Origin of the sequence: Pseudoalteromonas sp. SG45-5 (assembly GCF_014164085.1) — a bacterium.
GTDB lineage: Bacteria > Pseudomonadota > Gammaproteobacteria > Enterobacterales > Alteromonadaceae > Pseudoalteromonas > Pseudoalteromonas aliena.
Window position 1 is genome coordinate 45,632 of sequence record NZ_JACJEM010000017.1, and the last position, 16,527, is coordinate 62,158.

Sequence of the window (16,527 nt, forward strand, 5' to 3'; positions counted from 1 at the left end):
ATTATTGCTCTGTTGGCTTTTTAGGTGCGCGGCGGCGAGGTCGTTTACGTGGTTTTGGACCCCCTTGATGACCTAGATTTTTAACCATGTCTTTTTGGCCATTTATATCTTGGCCCAGGTATTGTGTCCACCACTGTGCAAGCTCTGTATGCTGTGTTTCGCCTGCACTTACGCGTAATAATAAAAAGTCGTAAGCGGCTTTAAAGCGAGGTTGTTGCGTTAATCTGTAAGCACGTTGACCAGCTCGCTTATCTAAACGATGCTGAATGTGCCAAATATCGCGCGCACCAAGTGTAAAGCGCTTTGGTACTGCAATATGTTGCGCACTTTCGCTTAGTACTTTGTTCATTGCCTGTGCAAAAGCATCGTACTCAAGTACCTGCTCTCGTTCTTGAATTTGTTTAGTGTGTTTTAATAACGGGAACCAAAGTAATGCAGCAAAGATAAATGCAGGCGTTACTTTTTTATCAGCAATGATACGTTTGTCGGTATTTTGGAACATTTGCTGAACTAACATATGTTCAAGACCATTAGGGTTCTGGTCTAAAATTTGATCAAGTTCCGGAAATAACGCTTTGAACAAGCCATATTTACGTAGCATTAAAAAGTTTGCTTCAGCTTTGCCGTTTAAAAACAGTTTTAGTACTTCTTCAAACAAACGCGCTGGCGGAATATTATCAAGTAAACTTGCTAATTCAGCGATAGGCTTTTCACTTTTTGGCGCGATACTCATGTCAAGTTTGGTCGCAAAGCGAACCGCACGTAACATGCGTACAGGGTCTTCACGGTAACGTGTTTCAGGATCGCCAATCAGTTCAATTTGTTTTGCTTTAATTGCAGCTAAACCGTTAGCGTAATCGTGAATACTAAAATCGTTAATAGAGTAATAAAGGGCATTGATAGAAAAATCACGACGCTCGGCGTCTTCTTCAATACTGCCAAATACGTTATCACGTAGTAATTGACCTTGATCGCTTGACTGGCTTATTTGGTTTTTATCTTCTGGCGCTTCGTGGTGTCCACGCATTGTCGCCACTTCAATAATTTCACGGCCAAATACAATATGTGCTAAACGAAAACGGCGGCCTATTAAGCGACAATTTCTAAATAGTTTTTTTACTTGATCTGGGGTGGCATTGGTAACAACATCAAAATCTTTTGGCTGCTGGCCTAACAATATATCGCGAATACAACCACCAACTAAGTAGGCATCGTAACCACCGTCTTTTAAACGATAAAGTACTTTGATTGCATTTGGGCTAAATTGTTTGCGAGAAATACCATGCTCACCACGAGTGATCACTAAAGGTTCGCTGCTTACAGAGGCGTTTTCGGCACTGGTATTTGGGCCGATTATTTGTCTGCAAAATTGAAAAAGCTTGGAAATAATAATCTGTCTCCTAGAAGGTGTTGATTGGCTCGCCATCGCAATCAAAATTACAGCAAGTAGTTGGTGTTATAACGCATCACTTGCTGTTTAACGTAAATAGCATATATTTAGGCGGCTATCATATACCAGCAGGGTTTAAAAATTAAGTTGATGTGTTGAAATTAAGCTGTTTTTAGCAATTTTTATTTACTTAATAGAGTAAATTGGATGACTTGGCTAGTTGGATGTTGAGAAATTTGTATTTCAGGCACGCGTGGAACTTGTTTTAAGCTAAATGTATCGACTCCCCAAGCCATGAGTTGCTCAATAGATAAATCCATTAAATTGGCATGAGTGGGCAGCCCTAAAAACTCAAATGCACTTATTAAGGCTGGTTTTGGGTTGCTTTTACTGATAGCTGGGGCATAGTTTTGTTTAGATAGTTTAAATCCAGGCTCTGCCACAGCTAACGGTAAATGGGCAAATTCAGGTATCGCTGCATTTAGCTGCTTAAACAAACTAATTTGCCGTGCTGTTGGCTCAATTAAATCGGCTCCTCTAACAACACGATTAATGCCTTGCTCAATATCATCAACAACCACAACAAGTTGATATGCAAATAAGCCATCGCTACGTTTAATTAAATAATCCTCATGGGCGAGGGCGGTATTAACGGTTATATCGCCTTGAATTAAATCATTAAATTGAGTCATTGCATGACACTGGGTTAAACGTAATGCACTCGAATCAATAGTGTTATTGAGCGATTTACAATGACCTTGGTAAATTCCCCCAAGTGCTTTTATTTGTTTGCGGGTACAGTTGCAGCCGTAAACAAGTTGCTGCTTTAGGAGAGAGTCAATAATTTCTTGATAGAGAGTAAGGCGCTGCGTTTGATACACAACGGGTTCATCCCAGTACAGGGCATAGGCTTGTAAAGTATTAAGGATGTCGGTATCCGCGTTTTTTATAACGCGGGTGGTGTCTATATCTTCGATACGGACCAACCACTTACCTTTGTTTGCTTTAGCATCAAGGTAACTACCCACAGCCGCTACAAGTGAGCCAAAATGTAATGGCCCAGAAGGAGACGGTGCAAAACGACCGCGATATTTACGCATAGGCGCAGTAACGGCTGTAGGAGACATAACTAATTAATAGAGGTTAATTAGCTGCGTCCAGATTGCTTTTCTTTGATTTCAGCAAGCGTTTTACAGTCTACGCATAAATCGGCAGTTGGGCGCGCTTCTAAGCGGCGAATGCCAATTTCAATACCACAAGACTCACAAAAGCCAAAATCATCTTCTTTAATCAAATTAATTGTTTTTTCAATTTTTTTGATTAATTTACGTTCGCGGTCACGCGTTCTAAGTTCTAAAGAGAACTCTTCTTCTTGCGCTGCGCGGTCAACTGGGTCAGGAAAGTTGGCTGCTTCATCTTGCATGTGCGACTTAGTGCGATCAACTTCATTGCGAAGATCGTTACGCCAAGTTTCTAAAATCGTTCTAAAATGAGCACGTTGTGCATCATTCATGTACTCTTCACCTGGTTTTTCTTGGTATGGTTCTAAACCGGCTTGAGCCAATAAACCATGTTTCTTTTGGTCTGGCATAATTCTCTCCTAAATCCTTAATTTAATGCCTCAGCATTAGCCGGCGGTATAAATAACAGAATCTTATACCCTAGGCAAATTTATTTTTAATTAATCGAATTAGCTTCAACCATGTTTACTGATCAAAAAGTGTATTAATCGTTTATTTACACTTTTATTCATTCATGTATTCGCTTTTTAAAACTTGCCTAGTTATGTGGGCAAAAACTTTAAAAACAAGTTAATTATTATAATTACTATGTTTAATCTTATCGATTATTCTACAAATGCGATTTTTTTATGAAGTAAAACATCATGAGCTGAAATTGCTGCTTTGTATGCTAGTACTTCAACACCAGCCGTTATTGCTTGGCTTAATAGCTTGGCATACTTTTCATCAATATGTGCGGCCGCACTTACTGTATTTATTCCTTCATGCAAAACTGCAAACAGTAGTACGGCGCGATGACCTTGTTCGACCACCTCTATGAGCTCACGTAGGTGTTTTTGTCCGCGCAGTGTTTGTGCATCGGGAAAATAACCTTGCCCGCTGTTTGGGTTGTTTTGGCTCAGCAAGGTGACAGACTTCACTTCTACATAGCAGTTAGGTTTATTGTTGCTTGTAAGCAAAAAGTCGATACGGCTGTTCTCATTGCCATATTTTACTTCACTTTGTAATTGTTCGTAGTCGGTGAGCTCACTTATCACGTTATTGTTTATTGCTTCTTCGACTACTTTATTAGCCATTGCTGTGTTTACACAAATAAGTTGCGTTAAATTATTTTGCGTAAGCTCTAATGAATGTGGGTATTTTCGTTTAGCGTTGTCGCTTGTTGAATAAAAAGCCGTAAAACCTGGATCTGCACATCCGGTCATTTTACCTGTATTAGCGCAATGGGCGGTAAATTCTGAGCCGTCACTTAGTTGTAAATCAGCTAAAAAACGTTTGTAGCGCTTTAACAAGGTGGCAGGTTGCAGAGTTGGCGTGTACTTCATAATAATACCAATTTTATTAAAAACATGATCATTTTAGCGTATTAAATAACTCACTAACTACGTTAAAAATTATTTATATAGAACAACTATATATCATAATTTTAGCCTTGTTATTGAACTATTTTCTTATCGCTATAATAGATCACTAATTTAATGCAATTGGTATAACTTCCAAAGTGTAAATACTGCACAGCAGTGTGGTTTATGTTATTTATCTCAAGCTGTTGGGAACTTAAGCGCTCTATAGTAAACTCGGTGGCACATTTAAGTGCAAAGGTATTCTAACATGAGTGAAAAATTTGTTGTTCAACTAAGCGAGCAGTCTGCACCAAGCCATTGGGGCGATAATGCATCGTTATCTTTTAACGAGCGCGGTGCAACGGTGCATTTGTCTGAACAAGAAACATTAAAAAATGTTCAAAAAGCAGGTCGTACTATTGCAAGCCAAGGCGTTAAAAACGTTGAATTAGCAGGCGATACTTGGTGTACAGAGAGCCAATGGGCTTTTTATCAAGGTTTTGTAACACCAAAATCATTAAACGGTGTTGAGTTTGTTGATAACGCACAATCAGATATTAAAGAACTTGCTCATTTAAAAACGTCAGCAATTTGGGCGCGTGAAATGGTTAACGGCACTGCCGATGACATTTATCCAGAAAGCCTTGCAGAAAAAGCGGCTGAGTTTATTCAATCATTAGCGCCTGAACATGTAAGTTACCAAATTATTAAAGGTGATGCGTTACTAGAACAACAGTGGATTGGTATTCATGCTGTTGGTCGCGGTAGTGTTCGCCCACCAGTATTGCTTGAGCTTGATTACAACCCAACAGGCGACGAAAATGCACCTGTAAGTGCAGCGCTTGTAGGTAAGGGTATTACGTTTGACTCAGGTGGTTACTCAATTAAATCAAGCGAAGGTATGCTTGGTATGAAATGCGACATGGGCGGCGCAGCAACAGTAACTGCAGGTTTAGCATTGGCTATTAACCGTGGTATTGAAAAGCGTATTAAACTGTTTTTATGTTGTGCTGAGAACTTAATTTCGGGTCACGCATACAAATTAGGTGACATTCTTACTTATAAAAATGGCACGACTGTTGAAATTGTAAACACTGATGCAGAAGGGCGTTTAGTACTTGCTGATGGCCTAATGGCTGCTGGTGAGACTGGCGCTCCACTTATTATTGATGCAGCAACACTGACGGGTGCGGCGCTGGTTGCTGTTGGTCAAGAGTACAATGCATTATTTGCACTTGATAAAGAACTTGCACGCGAAGTTGAAGGTTTTGCATCTCAAGAAATGGAAGCGGCTTGGCCATTACCTCTTGAAAAATGGCATCAACAAAACTGCCCATCTCCTTATGCTGACACGGCGAATAGCCGTGCACAAAAAGGTGGCGGTTACGGCGGCGCTTCAAATGCGGCAGGCTTTTTGTCACGCTTTGTGCCAAACGACGGCAAAGGCTGGGTACATATAGATTTAGCCGCTGCATTTAACATGGGCAGCACAAGTCAATGGGCAGCAGGGGCAACAACTCAAGGTATGCGTACGGTTGCGCGAACTTTACTAGAAAAAGCATAGTATTTATTAAATTATGCATTTTATACCTCAAATAGGCACTAACAGGTGCCTATTTTTTTGTGTGTGGAGCAAGCAATTTTATTTCATTTGCGGTAAAATCCGTCGCCAACACCTGTTTGAGTTTAATTTTTGCTTAACTCTAAGCTGCGCTCAAGCGTTATATCCACCACTGGGGTTTCTAATTATGTCAGATAAGTGCTACATCACAGCTCAACAGCTGCTTGAAGATTCGTTCCGCGTAGCGGCACAAGTATACCAAGATGGCTTTCGTCCTGATTTTATTATTGGTATTTGGCGAGGTGGTGCACCAATCGGTATTGCTGTTCAAGAATATTACGATTACAAAGGTATTGAGACTGACCATATTGCGGTACGTACATCGTCTTATTACGGTATTGGTAAGCAATCAAAAGAAATTAAAGTACATGGCTTACATTATATTGTAGAAAACGCGAATGCTGGCGATTCACTTTTAATTGTTGATGATGTATTTGATTCAGGTCGAAGTATTGTTGCATTAAAAGAAAAGCTTTCAGAACTTATGCGCTTGAACTTACCACGCGACATTCGTATTGCGTGCCCATACTACAAACCAAAAAATTCAAAAGTAGACACTGTACCAGATTATTATATTCATGAGTCTGAAGAGTGGTTAGTGTTTCCGCATGAGCTATCGGGTTTAACACCGGATGAAATTATTGAAGGTAAATCTGATCTTGCGAAAATTCATGACATTTTGCTAGAGAAGTAATTAACCTGAACTCTGGTTAAGAGATTTACTAACATATTGAATCATGGTGATATTCAAATTTATTTTCTCTAGCCAGAGATTTTCAGTGAAAACAAGGCGAATTTACGCGTCAATAGCTGGCCTATTGCAAGTAAATTCAACGCAGTTAGCGCTGAGAATAGCTGCTAGAGATAGATTTATTATCCAGAGTTCAGGTTAATTAGCAATTTGTATAAGTAAAAAAAGGCCGTTAAGGCCTTTTTTTATGCGTGAAATTTAGTTTAAAGCTGAGCAAAACTGTCTACGTATTTACTGAGCCTAGGTATATCGACTGCTTGTAGTCCATCGGTACTTCTGAGCACGAGATCTTTTTCTACCAGTTCTGTTACAACGCGCCTGTAAGCTCGCTCCGTGGTGGCAAAGCGCTCAGCTTCAGCGTTCACAGTAGGGTAGGCTCTAAGTAGCGTAGGGTTATTGTTCTCGGCTCTTAATAAACAATCTTTCGCTATGTTGTAGCTCAGTGGTAGCAATAGCTTATCTAAATTGATTTTTTGATTCTCTTGAAATTTAGCCGCTATAGTTTGTGCTGTGTATAAACTTAGTTCTGGTTTTTCAAGTAATAAAGCACGCCAATGCCTTAACTCAATAAGGTTATAAGTTACATCACTAAAACAAGTCACCGTATAAATACACGGATTATTGTTCAGCGCTTCTATTTCACCAATAAGTGTATTGTTACAATCCAATTGTCCTAATAGTAGGCGTCGCCCATTACCTACGTCGTAACTAAACGACACAGTGCCACTGCGTACAAGCACAAGCTTGCTTAAAGGCTGATCTTGGTGGATCAGGACTTCTTTTTTTGATTGTTGATAGCTACTACCTGCAAAGGTTAATAGCTGTTCAACAAGATAACTAGAAAAATGGTATTGAAACATCAATGCGCTCTTCGGACAAATGTCCTATTTATTACACCTTAATGACGTTAGCATTACGGCTCTAAGAATTTATGCTAACTTGCTACTATTATTAGTTTTGCTAATAATATTATTTACCTTCATTTCCCGTGTAATGATTTAGGAAGTTGTTGGCAGTTGCCGACAGTTTTTTTAAGGTTTTTTGAGCAAGTTGGCTTTTTTATTTCGTTGTAATTTTGCAATACTTATAAGTGCCATAAGTTAGCAGTAATGTAATGCTAACCTAAAGCCTAGGAGAGAACAATTGAGTTGGGAATATTTAGGTTATATTGCATCAGCTTTATTGGTTGCATCATTAACAATGACCGATGTAGTAAAGCTACGTTGGTACAACATGTTTGGTTGTATGGTATTTACGGCATATGGTGTTGCCATAGATGCAGCGCCAGTGATTTTTACTAATGGCTTGTTGTCGCTCGTAAATATTTATCACATCATAAAAATATATCGCCAGCCTAAAGTTGAAGCGCCTAAAAGCTAATACCAATTGCGAGGCTGCCCTTTGGATTCTTTCTAGGGACGATTAACTCTTTGTTGCTCGATTTTTACTTAGCCCACTAGGTTACAAACCTCGCGCCGCGATTAAATCGCCCCTAGTTTGAACAAATTTCAATCCACAAAGGTCAACACGCCCTTACCCTTTTTTAGTTTTTATTTATCGATAGTCTGTTCGGTTGTATCTTTTTTATAACGAAGAGTACCTGCAATCCATGTTTGCAATACGTTCGTTTTATAAATTTCACTAACGGGTACTTTAAAGTAGTCTTTATCTATCAAAATAAAATCAGCCCATTTACTTTGCTCTAAGCTACCAATCTTAAATTCTTGATGTGCCGCATATGCGCCCCCTAAAGTAAATGCACGTAGCGCATCTTCCCTGCTTAGTATTTCGCTTGCACGCCAACCGCTGTCAGGAAGCTGACTATGATCCATGCGCGTTATAGCAGAATAAAGCCCATCAAAAGGATTTGCCAGCTCGACGGGGTAATCAGATCCTGCTGCGACAACCGATCCTTGCTGTAAAAATGTTTGCCAAGCGTAAGCGCCGCTTAATTGTTTGTCGGTTAAGCGTTGCTCCGCCATGTGCATATCAGATGTTGCATGTACGGGTTGCATGGATGGAATTATTTTTAAAGCCTTAAAACGAGGTATATCATCGGGTGTCACTATTTGTGCATGCTCTATTCGGTTTCGTAGCAATATACCCCCTGTTTTTTTGAATACATTTTGATAAGCATCAAGTACGATTTGGTTTGCCTTATCGCCGATTGCATGGGTGTTTGCACTAAAACCTCGCTTAAAGCTTAGCGTAAATAATTCTTCAAGCTTTTCTTGAGTCTCGAGCATTAGGCCATGATGCCCAGCTCTGTCTGCATATTCTTCAATAAGTGCTGCACCACGAGAGCCAAGTGCGCCATCGGCGTATACTTTCACACTGCGGATTGACATAAAGTCGTTCGCATCTTTGTATCTGCCAGCTTTTAACATTGCTTTTAGATCAGGGCTAGCGCCACTTAACATAGCAACAATGCGCAGAGGTAAATTACCTAGTTCGCTGCGTTCTTTGTAAACCTCCCAAGTGGCTTTATCAATTCCAGCGTCGTGGGTCGATGTAATTCCTAAACTGAGTAAATGCTCGCCTGCGGCATCAAGTGAATCGCTAATATTTTGTTTTGAAGGCGCTGGCATATGTTGAGTTATTAATGATTCCGCTTTATCGATAAATATGCCAGTGGGGTTTCCAAATTCATCTTTAATTATTTCGCCGCCATTTGGCGCAATGGTTTGCGCGGTAATACCGGCAAGTTCAAGTGCTTTTGAGTTAACCCATATTGCATGGCCATCCACTCTGGAAAGTACAACGGGTTGGTTATTTACTACATTATCTAAATCGGCAGCAGTAGGAAAACCTGTGTTGTGCCAAAGCTCTTGGTTCCAGCCCCGGCCAATAATCCAGCCTTGTTTATTGGCTGCAAATTTTTTTAATTTGTCGGTAATTTCATTAATAGACTTTGCACCACGTAGATCGAGTTGCGATAAATTATCACCCAAGCCAATAACATGGCCATGTGCGTCAACTAAGCCAGGTAATAGTGTATTACCTTTTGCATCAATGAGTTCTGCATTGGGGAAGCTGTTTCTTAGTTTGTCGCCGCCTATTTTTACCACTTTGCCATCCTTAATAACTAAGGTCGAAAACTGCTGTATTTCACCTTTTTGCATTTTACTCTTATACAAAGGCGTATAGCCATTAGCGTTATAGATAACTTTTGTTTGTGCGATAGCATAATGTGAGCTTGCACAAAGGCTGGCGAGTATGAGTGGTTTGATTATTTTTATGAGTGGCATAGCTGCTTAATTTTTATTGTTAATTAACCTACATTAACAAACTCACTTTTGGAATACCAATGAATTGACTAGGCGTGCTTTTAAGGCTTATTTCTTTGTGTAACTTGTTTGTGTCATTATAAATATTCAGTAAAGATTATTGGTTAAGTAATTTTTGAATTCGATTAATGAAATTTGTCTATTTTGATCTTTATCCCAGATCACAAACATACTTAGTAGATGTGGTTGAGGCTCAAGTTCATCGTAAGTTAAGTAACCGCTTTTATTAATGTCGAGGTGATCAAAACGTTGTTTTACATCAAGTGCGGAGGCATTAAAGCTCAATAGTATTAAAATGCTCGTAATAAAGGGGAGTATCTTCATGGTATTCCTTCCAAAAGATTATTAGTAATTTAAAAAAGTAGGTAAAGCATTTGCCATAATTTAACTCCCAACAATAAATCCTTTTACACATTCCCTCAGGGATTATGGCAAATGCTTTAATTCACTTTACTTGATAAAACCTTAAGTAAAACTTAACCTGTTAAGGTTTAAAGTTTCCAAACTCATTCTTAGAGATCATTTCATCATCATTTTTGTCTAAATCAGCAAATTGTTTCATCACTACTTTATCTTGCGTTGCTTCACTAATTGATATTTTACCGTCCATATTTTTATCTAAATGGGCAAAACGCACATTCGTTGGTGATGCCAGAGCAGTGGCACTCATTGCTAAAAAAATTAATGAAAAAGCGGCTATAAATTGTTTCATAATCACATCCCTTATTAAATGAGTTTATTGGATAAATTGTTTGAATTCGTTTAGTGACAATTGATCATCTTGATCCGTGTCGATTTGCGAGAAATTTTCATGCAATACGGCATCTTCACCTGCTTCGGCTTCGCTCAATGTACCGTTACTATCTTTATCAAGTTCGTTAAAAGTCGCGTGAACATCCATAGCGTACGCGTTAGCAGTCAATAGACTTAATGCTAGTAATGATGAAGTTACTAAAATACGGTTGTTCATAATTATTTCCTTATTGCATATAGTAATTACCCTTAATACAAAAAGGGTGCCAGTAATTATTTTAGCTAATTTTCAATTGGTTAGGTTTTAAAGGCACAATAGATAAGAAAAAATTACTGACTCTAATGTAATTTTTTTGTGCTTGTTGCTACATAATTTTACGAGTTTGAGCGTAATTTTCTTAACGTTAAATAGACACATATATAAATAACCTGAACTCTGGGTAATAAATCTATCTCGAGCAGCTATTTTTAGCGCTAACTGCGTTGAATTTACTTGCAATAGGCCAGCTATTGACGCGTAAATTCGCCTTGTTTCCACTGAAAATCTCTGGCTAGAGAAAATAAATTCAAATATCACCATGATTTAATACGTTAAGTAAATCTCTTAACCAGAGTTCAGGTTAAGCAGATTGGTATAACTCAGTAGATTACATTGCTGCTATTTGGCGACAAGCGGCTTTATTTTTCGATTAGGCGTATTAAATTCAGCGGATGTATAAGGTAGACGCTTAATAATGCCCATTGCTTTAAATTAATGATCTATTATAGCGATAAGAAAACAGCTCAATAGCAAGGCTAACATTATGATATTTTAAATAAGGTTGGTAAAATCAGCAGCTTCACTCTAAAGGGGCTAGATGCAATGTCTGCAACCATATCTAAAAAATACCAAGCAATGCTTAACTGGCGACCTAATTTAATAGGGCAGTTTGCAATAAGTATGCTGCTTTCGTTACTCCCGCTTTCTATTGTGGTAATTGTTTTTTTAAATGCGCTTAACAAACAGTTGGCTGTTACTCAAAATATTGTCAGTAATAACTATCAAGTGACCAAATCGTTCAATATTTTAAAACAAGAACTCAATAGCCTTGAGCGTGCCACTAGGCAAAATTGGGTGTTAAAAAGTGAATCGCTCGATAAACTCATTGTCGATAAATGGCAATCATCCCTGCAAAGCATTGATGAACTAAAGTTGATTAACTCCGAACGCGATTACACTCAGCAGTGGCAGCGTTTATATACCGTTTTAGAAGCCGCACATGTTGAACTTATTGATCAAAAACAACAACAAGCAGAATTGTTTATGCCAGTGAGTGATCTTGTCGCGGAGCTGACCTTATGGCTGCGAGATAAAAACGAAGCGCAAATTACCAATAACCAAAACGAGCTAACAAGCTTGCAAACGTCATTTATCAATTGGCTGGTGGCACTTATTCCACTGACTTTAATTGTTGGCGGAGGTTTTTTGTGGCGCATAAGTGGGCGGCTAAAAGGGTTAACTACGGTTATTGATAAGCTGGGGCAGGGACATTGGCAGCAAAAAATATCTGTCACAGGTTCAGCTGAGCTTGTTGAGCTAGGCGAAAAACTCCAGTGGGTGCAAGCGCAACTTCATATGCTTGAGCAGCAAAAAGATACTTTTTTACGCCATGTAACTCATGAGCTAAAAACGCCGCTTGCTTCAATGGTCGAAGGCACTGATTTATTAACTGATGAAATAGTAGGCCCAATTACCGATGAGCAAAAAGCGGTGCTTGAGCTCATTAGCCAATCTATGGTGCGCCTTCGCACAATGATTGATAGCTTGCTAAGTTATAATGCCATTCGTACCAGTAAAGATAGTCTAAGCGAGGTTGAATTTAGCCTCCTTATTAATAAAATTAGCAACCATTTTGAACATCGCTTGACTGCGCGTGAGCAGGCTCTGCAGTGGCAAAATACCCTACCTAATAAGCCACTTGCTTTGCCTAGTGAACTTATTGAGATGATTTTAATTCAGCTTATTTCAAATGGTTTAAAATTTTCACAAGATAAGCAAAGCGTCACTATTAATTTAGCGCTTGAGCAAAACCAACTTTGTATTGCTGTGCTTGATGAAGGCTGCGGTATAAAGGAGCAAGAAAAAACTCATATTTTCAGCGCTTTTTATCAAGGCAAACACAGTAAAAGTGTTACGCTACAAGGCAGTGGATTGGGGTTAACTATTGTAAAAGAGTCAGTTGAACAATTAAGAGGAACACTCACCGTTGAACATAATGAGCCTCATGGTTGTCGGTTTTTAATTCAAATTCCCATTACAAAAAATCCAGGAGTTAGTTAACATGCGCTTGCGTTACATTGCTATTTTTTGTGTGCTCAGTGTCAGTATGCTTATATCGGGTTGTAAAATTAATAACGGGCAAAAAGATCGCGTGTTAATAACACCAGAGCCTGCAGTTACCACTAACATAAAAAACGATAAAAAAAACAAACCAAATCCAAAGCCTAAGGCAAAAATTGAACCGGGTTATCCAACCACAGATCAAGTTATTGCATGGCATGCTAATCAATGTGGCGGATTTAAATTAGTGCCAAGTAAATATGTTTTTACTGGCGAGAGCGAGCTTAAGCGTTTTTTTAAGTTTATGTGTTTAAATATAAGTAACGACCCAAATACAGTGATGACTAAGCTGCTTAAGCTCGATCTTGCTTACTTTTGGCCTGATGATATAAAGCAATATTTATGGCTTCAAAAACAACACATTACTATGCAAATAAATGCTAAAAAAGAGCAGCAAGCACTGAATAATAAAATGCAAGAAACCCTCTCATCGTTAGCAACTATCGAACAGCAGCTTTTACTACGTGAAGAAATTAAGGAGCAGTAATTATGGCCGCAACCAAACCGCAAGGTGCAAAAGTACTATTAGTTGACGACGACGCTAGCTTATTAAAACTGCTCGCTATTCGTATCCAATCAAAAGGATACGAAGTAACTACCTGTGAAAGTGGTTTAACCGCACTGCAAATACTAAAAGGCCAAGTGTTTGATGCAGTAATAACCGACCTACGTATGGATGAAATGGACGGTATGGCTCTGCATCGTCAGCTGCAAAGTCGCTATCCTGCATTGCCTGTAATTATGATGACAGCGCATGGTTCAATTCCTGATGCCATAGAGGCAACTAAACAGGGCATTTTTGCATTTATAACCAAACCAGTAGATAAAGACGAGTTATTCGACAGTCTCGCCAAAGCTATAGAGATTCATGGTGTTAACGCCGATGAAGCCGCGCCTAAAAGTAATATTGTAACGCGCAGTGGCGCTATGCTGCATTTACTAGAGCAAGTAAAGCTACTTGGTCCAACACAGGTTAATGTACTTATTTCTGGGGCCAGTGGTACAGGTAAAGAATTGCTCGCCCAAGCTATTCATCAGCATAGTCATGTAAGCGATGGGCCCTTTGTCGCTATAAACTGTGGCGCGGTACCGAGTGAACTTTTAGAATCAGAATTATTTGGTCATAAAAAAGGCGCGTTTACGGGGGCGATTAAAGACCACCAAGGTTTGTTTCAACAAGCGCAAGGTGGCACGTTATTTTTAGATGAAATAGGCGATATGCCACTTAACCTACAAGTTAAGTTACTGCGTGTATTACAAGAAAAAACTATTCGTCCAGTGGGCTTTCAAGAAGAAATAGCAATAGATGTGCGTATTGTATCGGCAACACACAAAAACCTCCCAGAAGCTATTTTAAACCAGCAATTTAGAGAAGATTTATACTATCGCTTAAACGTTGTTAATTTAAAACTACCGCCTCTTTGCGAGCGCCGTGAAGATGTAAGCCTGCTAGCCCAGTATTTTAGCGCCAGCATTGCTAAACGTATGAACCAAAGTGAAAAGCATTTTGCTAACGATGCTATGCACGCATTAGTACGTTACGATTGGCCAGGTAATATTCGCCAACTACAAAATGTAGTTGAACAGGTTGTTGCGCTGACCCCAAGTGAGGTAATATCAGAACAATTGGTGTTAGCTGCTCTAAATAGTAATGAAAAAAACCTAGCGCCGCTCTCGTTAAACGATGCTAAAAAAGAATTTGAGCGTGATTACGTGATTAACACTCTCAAAATGGCGGCAGGGAATGTAGCTGAAGGCGCTAAGCTTGCTAAGCGTAACCGTTCTGACTTTTATAAACTAATTAAAAAACACAATATTGACGTTGATAATTTAAATTGAATTTTTAAAGGAAATAAACATGCAGTTATTTATGGTGTACTTAGGGGGGCGAATTCAGGGTTGCCATATAGAAATGCACGATATTCGATTTGTAGTGGGGCAAAACATTGAGCAAACGTATTCAAAATTAAAAAGCCAATGGGTGGGCGACAAAAACAGCGTTCATATGGACAGTTACATGGCGATTAATCATATTGATGGCTTTAAAGTTGAGGTTGTTGATACGTACGTTGAGCAAAACAAGCAACTCTATTTTGTAAACTTAGGTGCTTACAGAAGCGATTCACTTGCTGAGCAGCACGATTTTGCACTATACGTTGCAAGCAATGCAGATGAAGCCAAGCAGCGCGCAAAAGACGATTTACTTGCAGGGCTTAGTCATATTCATAAAGATGATTTACACGACGTAGATGACTGTTTTGCTATCGATTTACTCGACAGCCAATTGAATATAAAGTTAACCCCCAGCAGTGAAGCACAAACTATAAAGCCAGATTGGTTTGGCTATCATATATTGTAATAATAACTTTACTTGGTTCAATAGGGATATTTGTGAAAAAGTATGGCTTCTTAGTGTTTATTCTATTATTGACCGGTTGCGAGTCAATATCGCACCTGGCGCCAGTAAGGGATCTCAATAAACTTGCGAAACAAGTAAAAAACAACCCCACCGATGTTAAAGCAATTGAAAAACAAGTAAAAAAAACGCGGCGTTCAATTAAGCAACAAGTGGGGAGTGTTAGTCAGCTATTAGCAACGTTAGAAAATGTAGTTAGTCGTAAATGGGGTAAAAAAAATACTCAGCAACCAACGCGCAGAAAGTATGTAAAATACAGCAATGATTATCAAGCACGCGCCGTTATTGATTTTGACCGTAATATGGTGCAGGTCGAAACCATAGCCACTAAAAATACCAATTCGCTTTTAACTCAAGCAATTGTAATGACATTATTGACCTCAAGTGACCCACATAAAACAGATATTTTTACCAGTAAATCGCCTATTTTAGGGGACGAACCTTTTTTGTATCAACAAGTGCTCGATGAAGACGGACTCCCCATAAAATATCAATGGCGGGCAAATCGTTTTGCTCGTTATTTAGTAGACACCAAAGTGCAAAAAAAACGTAGTTACGGCCATTCAATCACATCAGTGTCTTTTCCTCTGGTAGAACAAAACGCCCACTTACGAAAGCAAAAATACAGTGATTATGTATTAGCTGCGGCAAAAAAATATCAGCTTCCCGCATCGCTTATCTACGGTATTATTGAGACAGAGAGTCACTTTAACCCTTACGCAGTAAGCTCTTCAAATGCGTATGGATTAATGCAAATAATTCCGTCGCGCGCTGGCAGAGACGTCTATCAAAAAATAAAGAAAATACCAGGGGAGCCGAGTAAAGAAGTATTGTTTGATCCTAAAAGAAATATAGATATTGGCAGTGCGTATTTAAGTGTACTAAAAAATAGCTATTTAAATAAAATACAAACCAAACAAAACCAACATTACGCCATGATTTCTTCATATAACGGTGGCGCAGGTAATGTACTAAAAATATTTAATTCAAATAGAACAATCGCATTTTCAAAAATTAACCAACTAACGTCGAGTCAGTTTTATAAAATACTCACAACTAAGCACTCTAGAGCTGAATCGAGACATTACTTAGAAAAAGTGACCGTAGCAGAAAAAGCATATCAATAAGTTGGATAGATCCTAATTTAGCTAGTTACTTTTTATGCTAGAGTTTGATCAAACTTGCAGTTAGTTTAGGTTATGGATAGTCATTGGCAGCACATTAAATGGGGGATAGTAAGTTTGTCCGCGCGCGTACAACTTATTTCATCTTCTTAATTTTTAGTTAGCATAGTTCTTTAAATAGACTCTCGAGGAAGGCTTTTAGTGCAATTGGAACGCCATTT

Annotated in this window: 17 protein-coding genes; 8 read left to right on the forward strand and 9 right to left on the reverse strand. The window is 38.9% G+C overall.

What is annotated here, in order from left to right; genetic code table 11:
- Position 1 precedes the first annotated feature (1 nt).
- From pcnB to sfsA, 4 genes are all read right to left on the reverse strand, one after another.
- A complete protein-coding gene (pcnB, locus tag H5119_RS07495) occupies positions 2-1,426 on the reverse strand; it encodes a polynucleotide adenylyltransferase PcnB (RefSeq protein WP_182701779.1) in 1,425 nt (474 codons plus the stop codon).
- Between the two features lie 146 nt (positions 1,427-1,572).
- Entirely contained in the window at positions 1,573-2,517 is a 945-nt protein-coding gene (gene gluQRS / locus H5119_RS07500) for a tRNA glutamyl-Q(34) synthetase GluQRS (protein ID WP_182701780.1), read from the reverse strand.
- A gap of 20 nt (positions 2,518-2,537) precedes the next feature.
- The gene (gene dksA, locus H5119_RS07505) at positions 2,538-2,981 is read right to left on the reverse strand and encodes an RNA polymerase-binding protein DksA (protein ID WP_077535821.1); all 444 of its coding nucleotides are present in this window, start codon (positions 2,979-2,981) and stop codon (positions 2,538-2,540) included.
- 255 nt (positions 2,982-3,236) lie between these two features.
- Positions 3,237-3,956, reverse strand: coding sequence for a DNA/RNA nuclease SfsA (sfsA, locus tag H5119_RS07510; RefSeq protein WP_138584018.1), 720 nt, complete (start codon positions 3,954-3,956; stop codon positions 3,237-3,239).
- 286 nt (positions 3,957-4,242) lie between these two features.
- Between sfsA and pepB the strand changes: the two genes are divergently transcribed.
- Positions 4,243-5,538, forward strand: coding sequence for an aminopeptidase PepB (pepB, locus tag H5119_RS07515; protein ID WP_077535819.1), 1,296 nt, complete (start codon positions 4,243-4,245; stop codon positions 5,536-5,538).
- 184 nt (positions 5,539-5,722) lie between these two features.
- Positions 5,723-6,289, forward strand: coding sequence for a phosphoribosyltransferase (locus tag H5119_RS07520; protein WP_077535818.1), 567 nt, complete (start codon positions 5,723-5,725; stop codon positions 6,287-6,289).
- 260 nt (positions 6,290-6,549) lie between these two features.
- On the opposite strand, the gene H5119_RS07525 is transcribed toward H5119_RS07520, so the two are convergent.
- The gene (locus tag H5119_RS07525; protein ID WP_077535817.1) at positions 6,550-7,206 is read right to left on the reverse strand and encodes a Crp/Fnr family transcriptional regulator; all 657 of its coding nucleotides are present in this window, start codon (positions 7,204-7,206) and stop codon (positions 6,550-6,552) included.
- Positions 7,207-7,489: 283 nt separating this feature from the next.
- On the opposite strand from H5119_RS07525, the gene H5119_RS07530 reads away from it, so the two are divergent.
- Positions 7,490-7,726: a uroporphyrinogen decarboxylase gene (locus tag H5119_RS07530; protein WP_077535816.1), complete on the forward strand. Its 237-nt coding sequence runs from the start codon at positions 7,490-7,492 to the stop codon at positions 7,724-7,726.
- Positions 7,727-7,896: 170 nt separating this feature from the next.
- Here H5119_RS07530 and H5119_RS07535 read toward each other — a convergent pair whose 3' ends face one another.
- The 4 genes from H5119_RS07535 to H5119_RS07550 all read right to left on the reverse strand — a co-directional run bounded on the left by H5119_RS07535 (position 7,897) and on the right by H5119_RS07550 (position 10,603).
- Positions 7,897-9,594: an amidohydrolase gene (locus H5119_RS07535; protein WP_182701781.1), complete on the reverse strand. Its 1,698-nt coding sequence runs from the start codon at positions 9,592-9,594 to the stop codon at positions 7,897-7,899.
- Between the two features lie 126 nt (positions 9,595-9,720).
- Positions 9,721-9,957 (reverse strand): calcium dependent protein, encoded by a 237-nt coding sequence (locus H5119_RS07540; protein ID WP_077535814.1) that lies wholly within the window; start codon positions 9,955-9,957, stop codon positions 9,721-9,723.
- A 160-nt stretch (positions 9,958-10,117) separates the two neighbouring features.
- The gene (locus tag H5119_RS07545) at positions 10,118-10,345 is read right to left on the reverse strand and encodes a hypothetical protein (RefSeq protein WP_182701782.1); all 228 of its coding nucleotides are present in this window, start codon (positions 10,343-10,345) and stop codon (positions 10,118-10,120) included.
- A gap of 24 nt (positions 10,346-10,369) precedes the next feature.
- Entirely contained in the window at positions 10,370-10,603 is a 234-nt protein-coding gene (locus H5119_RS07550) for an EF-hand domain-containing protein (protein ID WP_182701783.1), read from the reverse strand.
- Positions 10,604-11,248: 645 nt separating this feature from the next.
- Here H5119_RS07550 and H5119_RS07555 point away from each other — a divergent pair.
- Genes H5119_RS07555 through H5119_RS07575 form a run of 5 tightly spaced genes read left to right on the forward strand, consistent with a single transcriptional unit; the run spans position 11,249 to position 16,309 of the window.
- Positions 11,249-12,706 (forward strand): sensor histidine kinase KdpD, encoded by a 1,458-nt coding sequence (locus H5119_RS07555; protein ID WP_182701784.1) that lies wholly within the window; start codon positions 11,249-11,251, stop codon positions 12,704-12,706.
- 1 nt (position 12,707) lies between these two features.
- Entirely contained in the window at positions 12,708-13,253 is a 546-nt protein-coding gene (locus H5119_RS07560; protein WP_182701785.1) for a hypothetical protein, read from the forward strand.
- A 2-nt stretch (positions 13,254-13,255) separates the two neighbouring features.
- Positions 13,256-14,605, forward strand: coding sequence for a sigma 54-interacting transcriptional regulator (locus H5119_RS07565; RefSeq protein WP_182701786.1), 1,350 nt, complete (start codon positions 13,256-13,258; stop codon positions 14,603-14,605).
- A 19-nt stretch (positions 14,606-14,624) separates the two neighbouring features.
- A complete protein-coding gene (locus H5119_RS07570; protein ID WP_182701787.1) occupies positions 14,625-15,125 on the forward strand; it encodes a DUF1543 domain-containing protein in 501 nt (166 codons plus the stop codon).
- A 32-nt stretch (positions 15,126-15,157) separates the two neighbouring features.
- Positions 15,158-16,309, forward strand: a complete 1,152-nt coding sequence (locus H5119_RS07575; protein WP_182701788.1) for a murein transglycosylase domain-containing protein — start codon at positions 15,158-15,160, stop codon at positions 16,307-16,309.
- Positions 16,310-16,527: the final 218 nt, after the last annotated feature.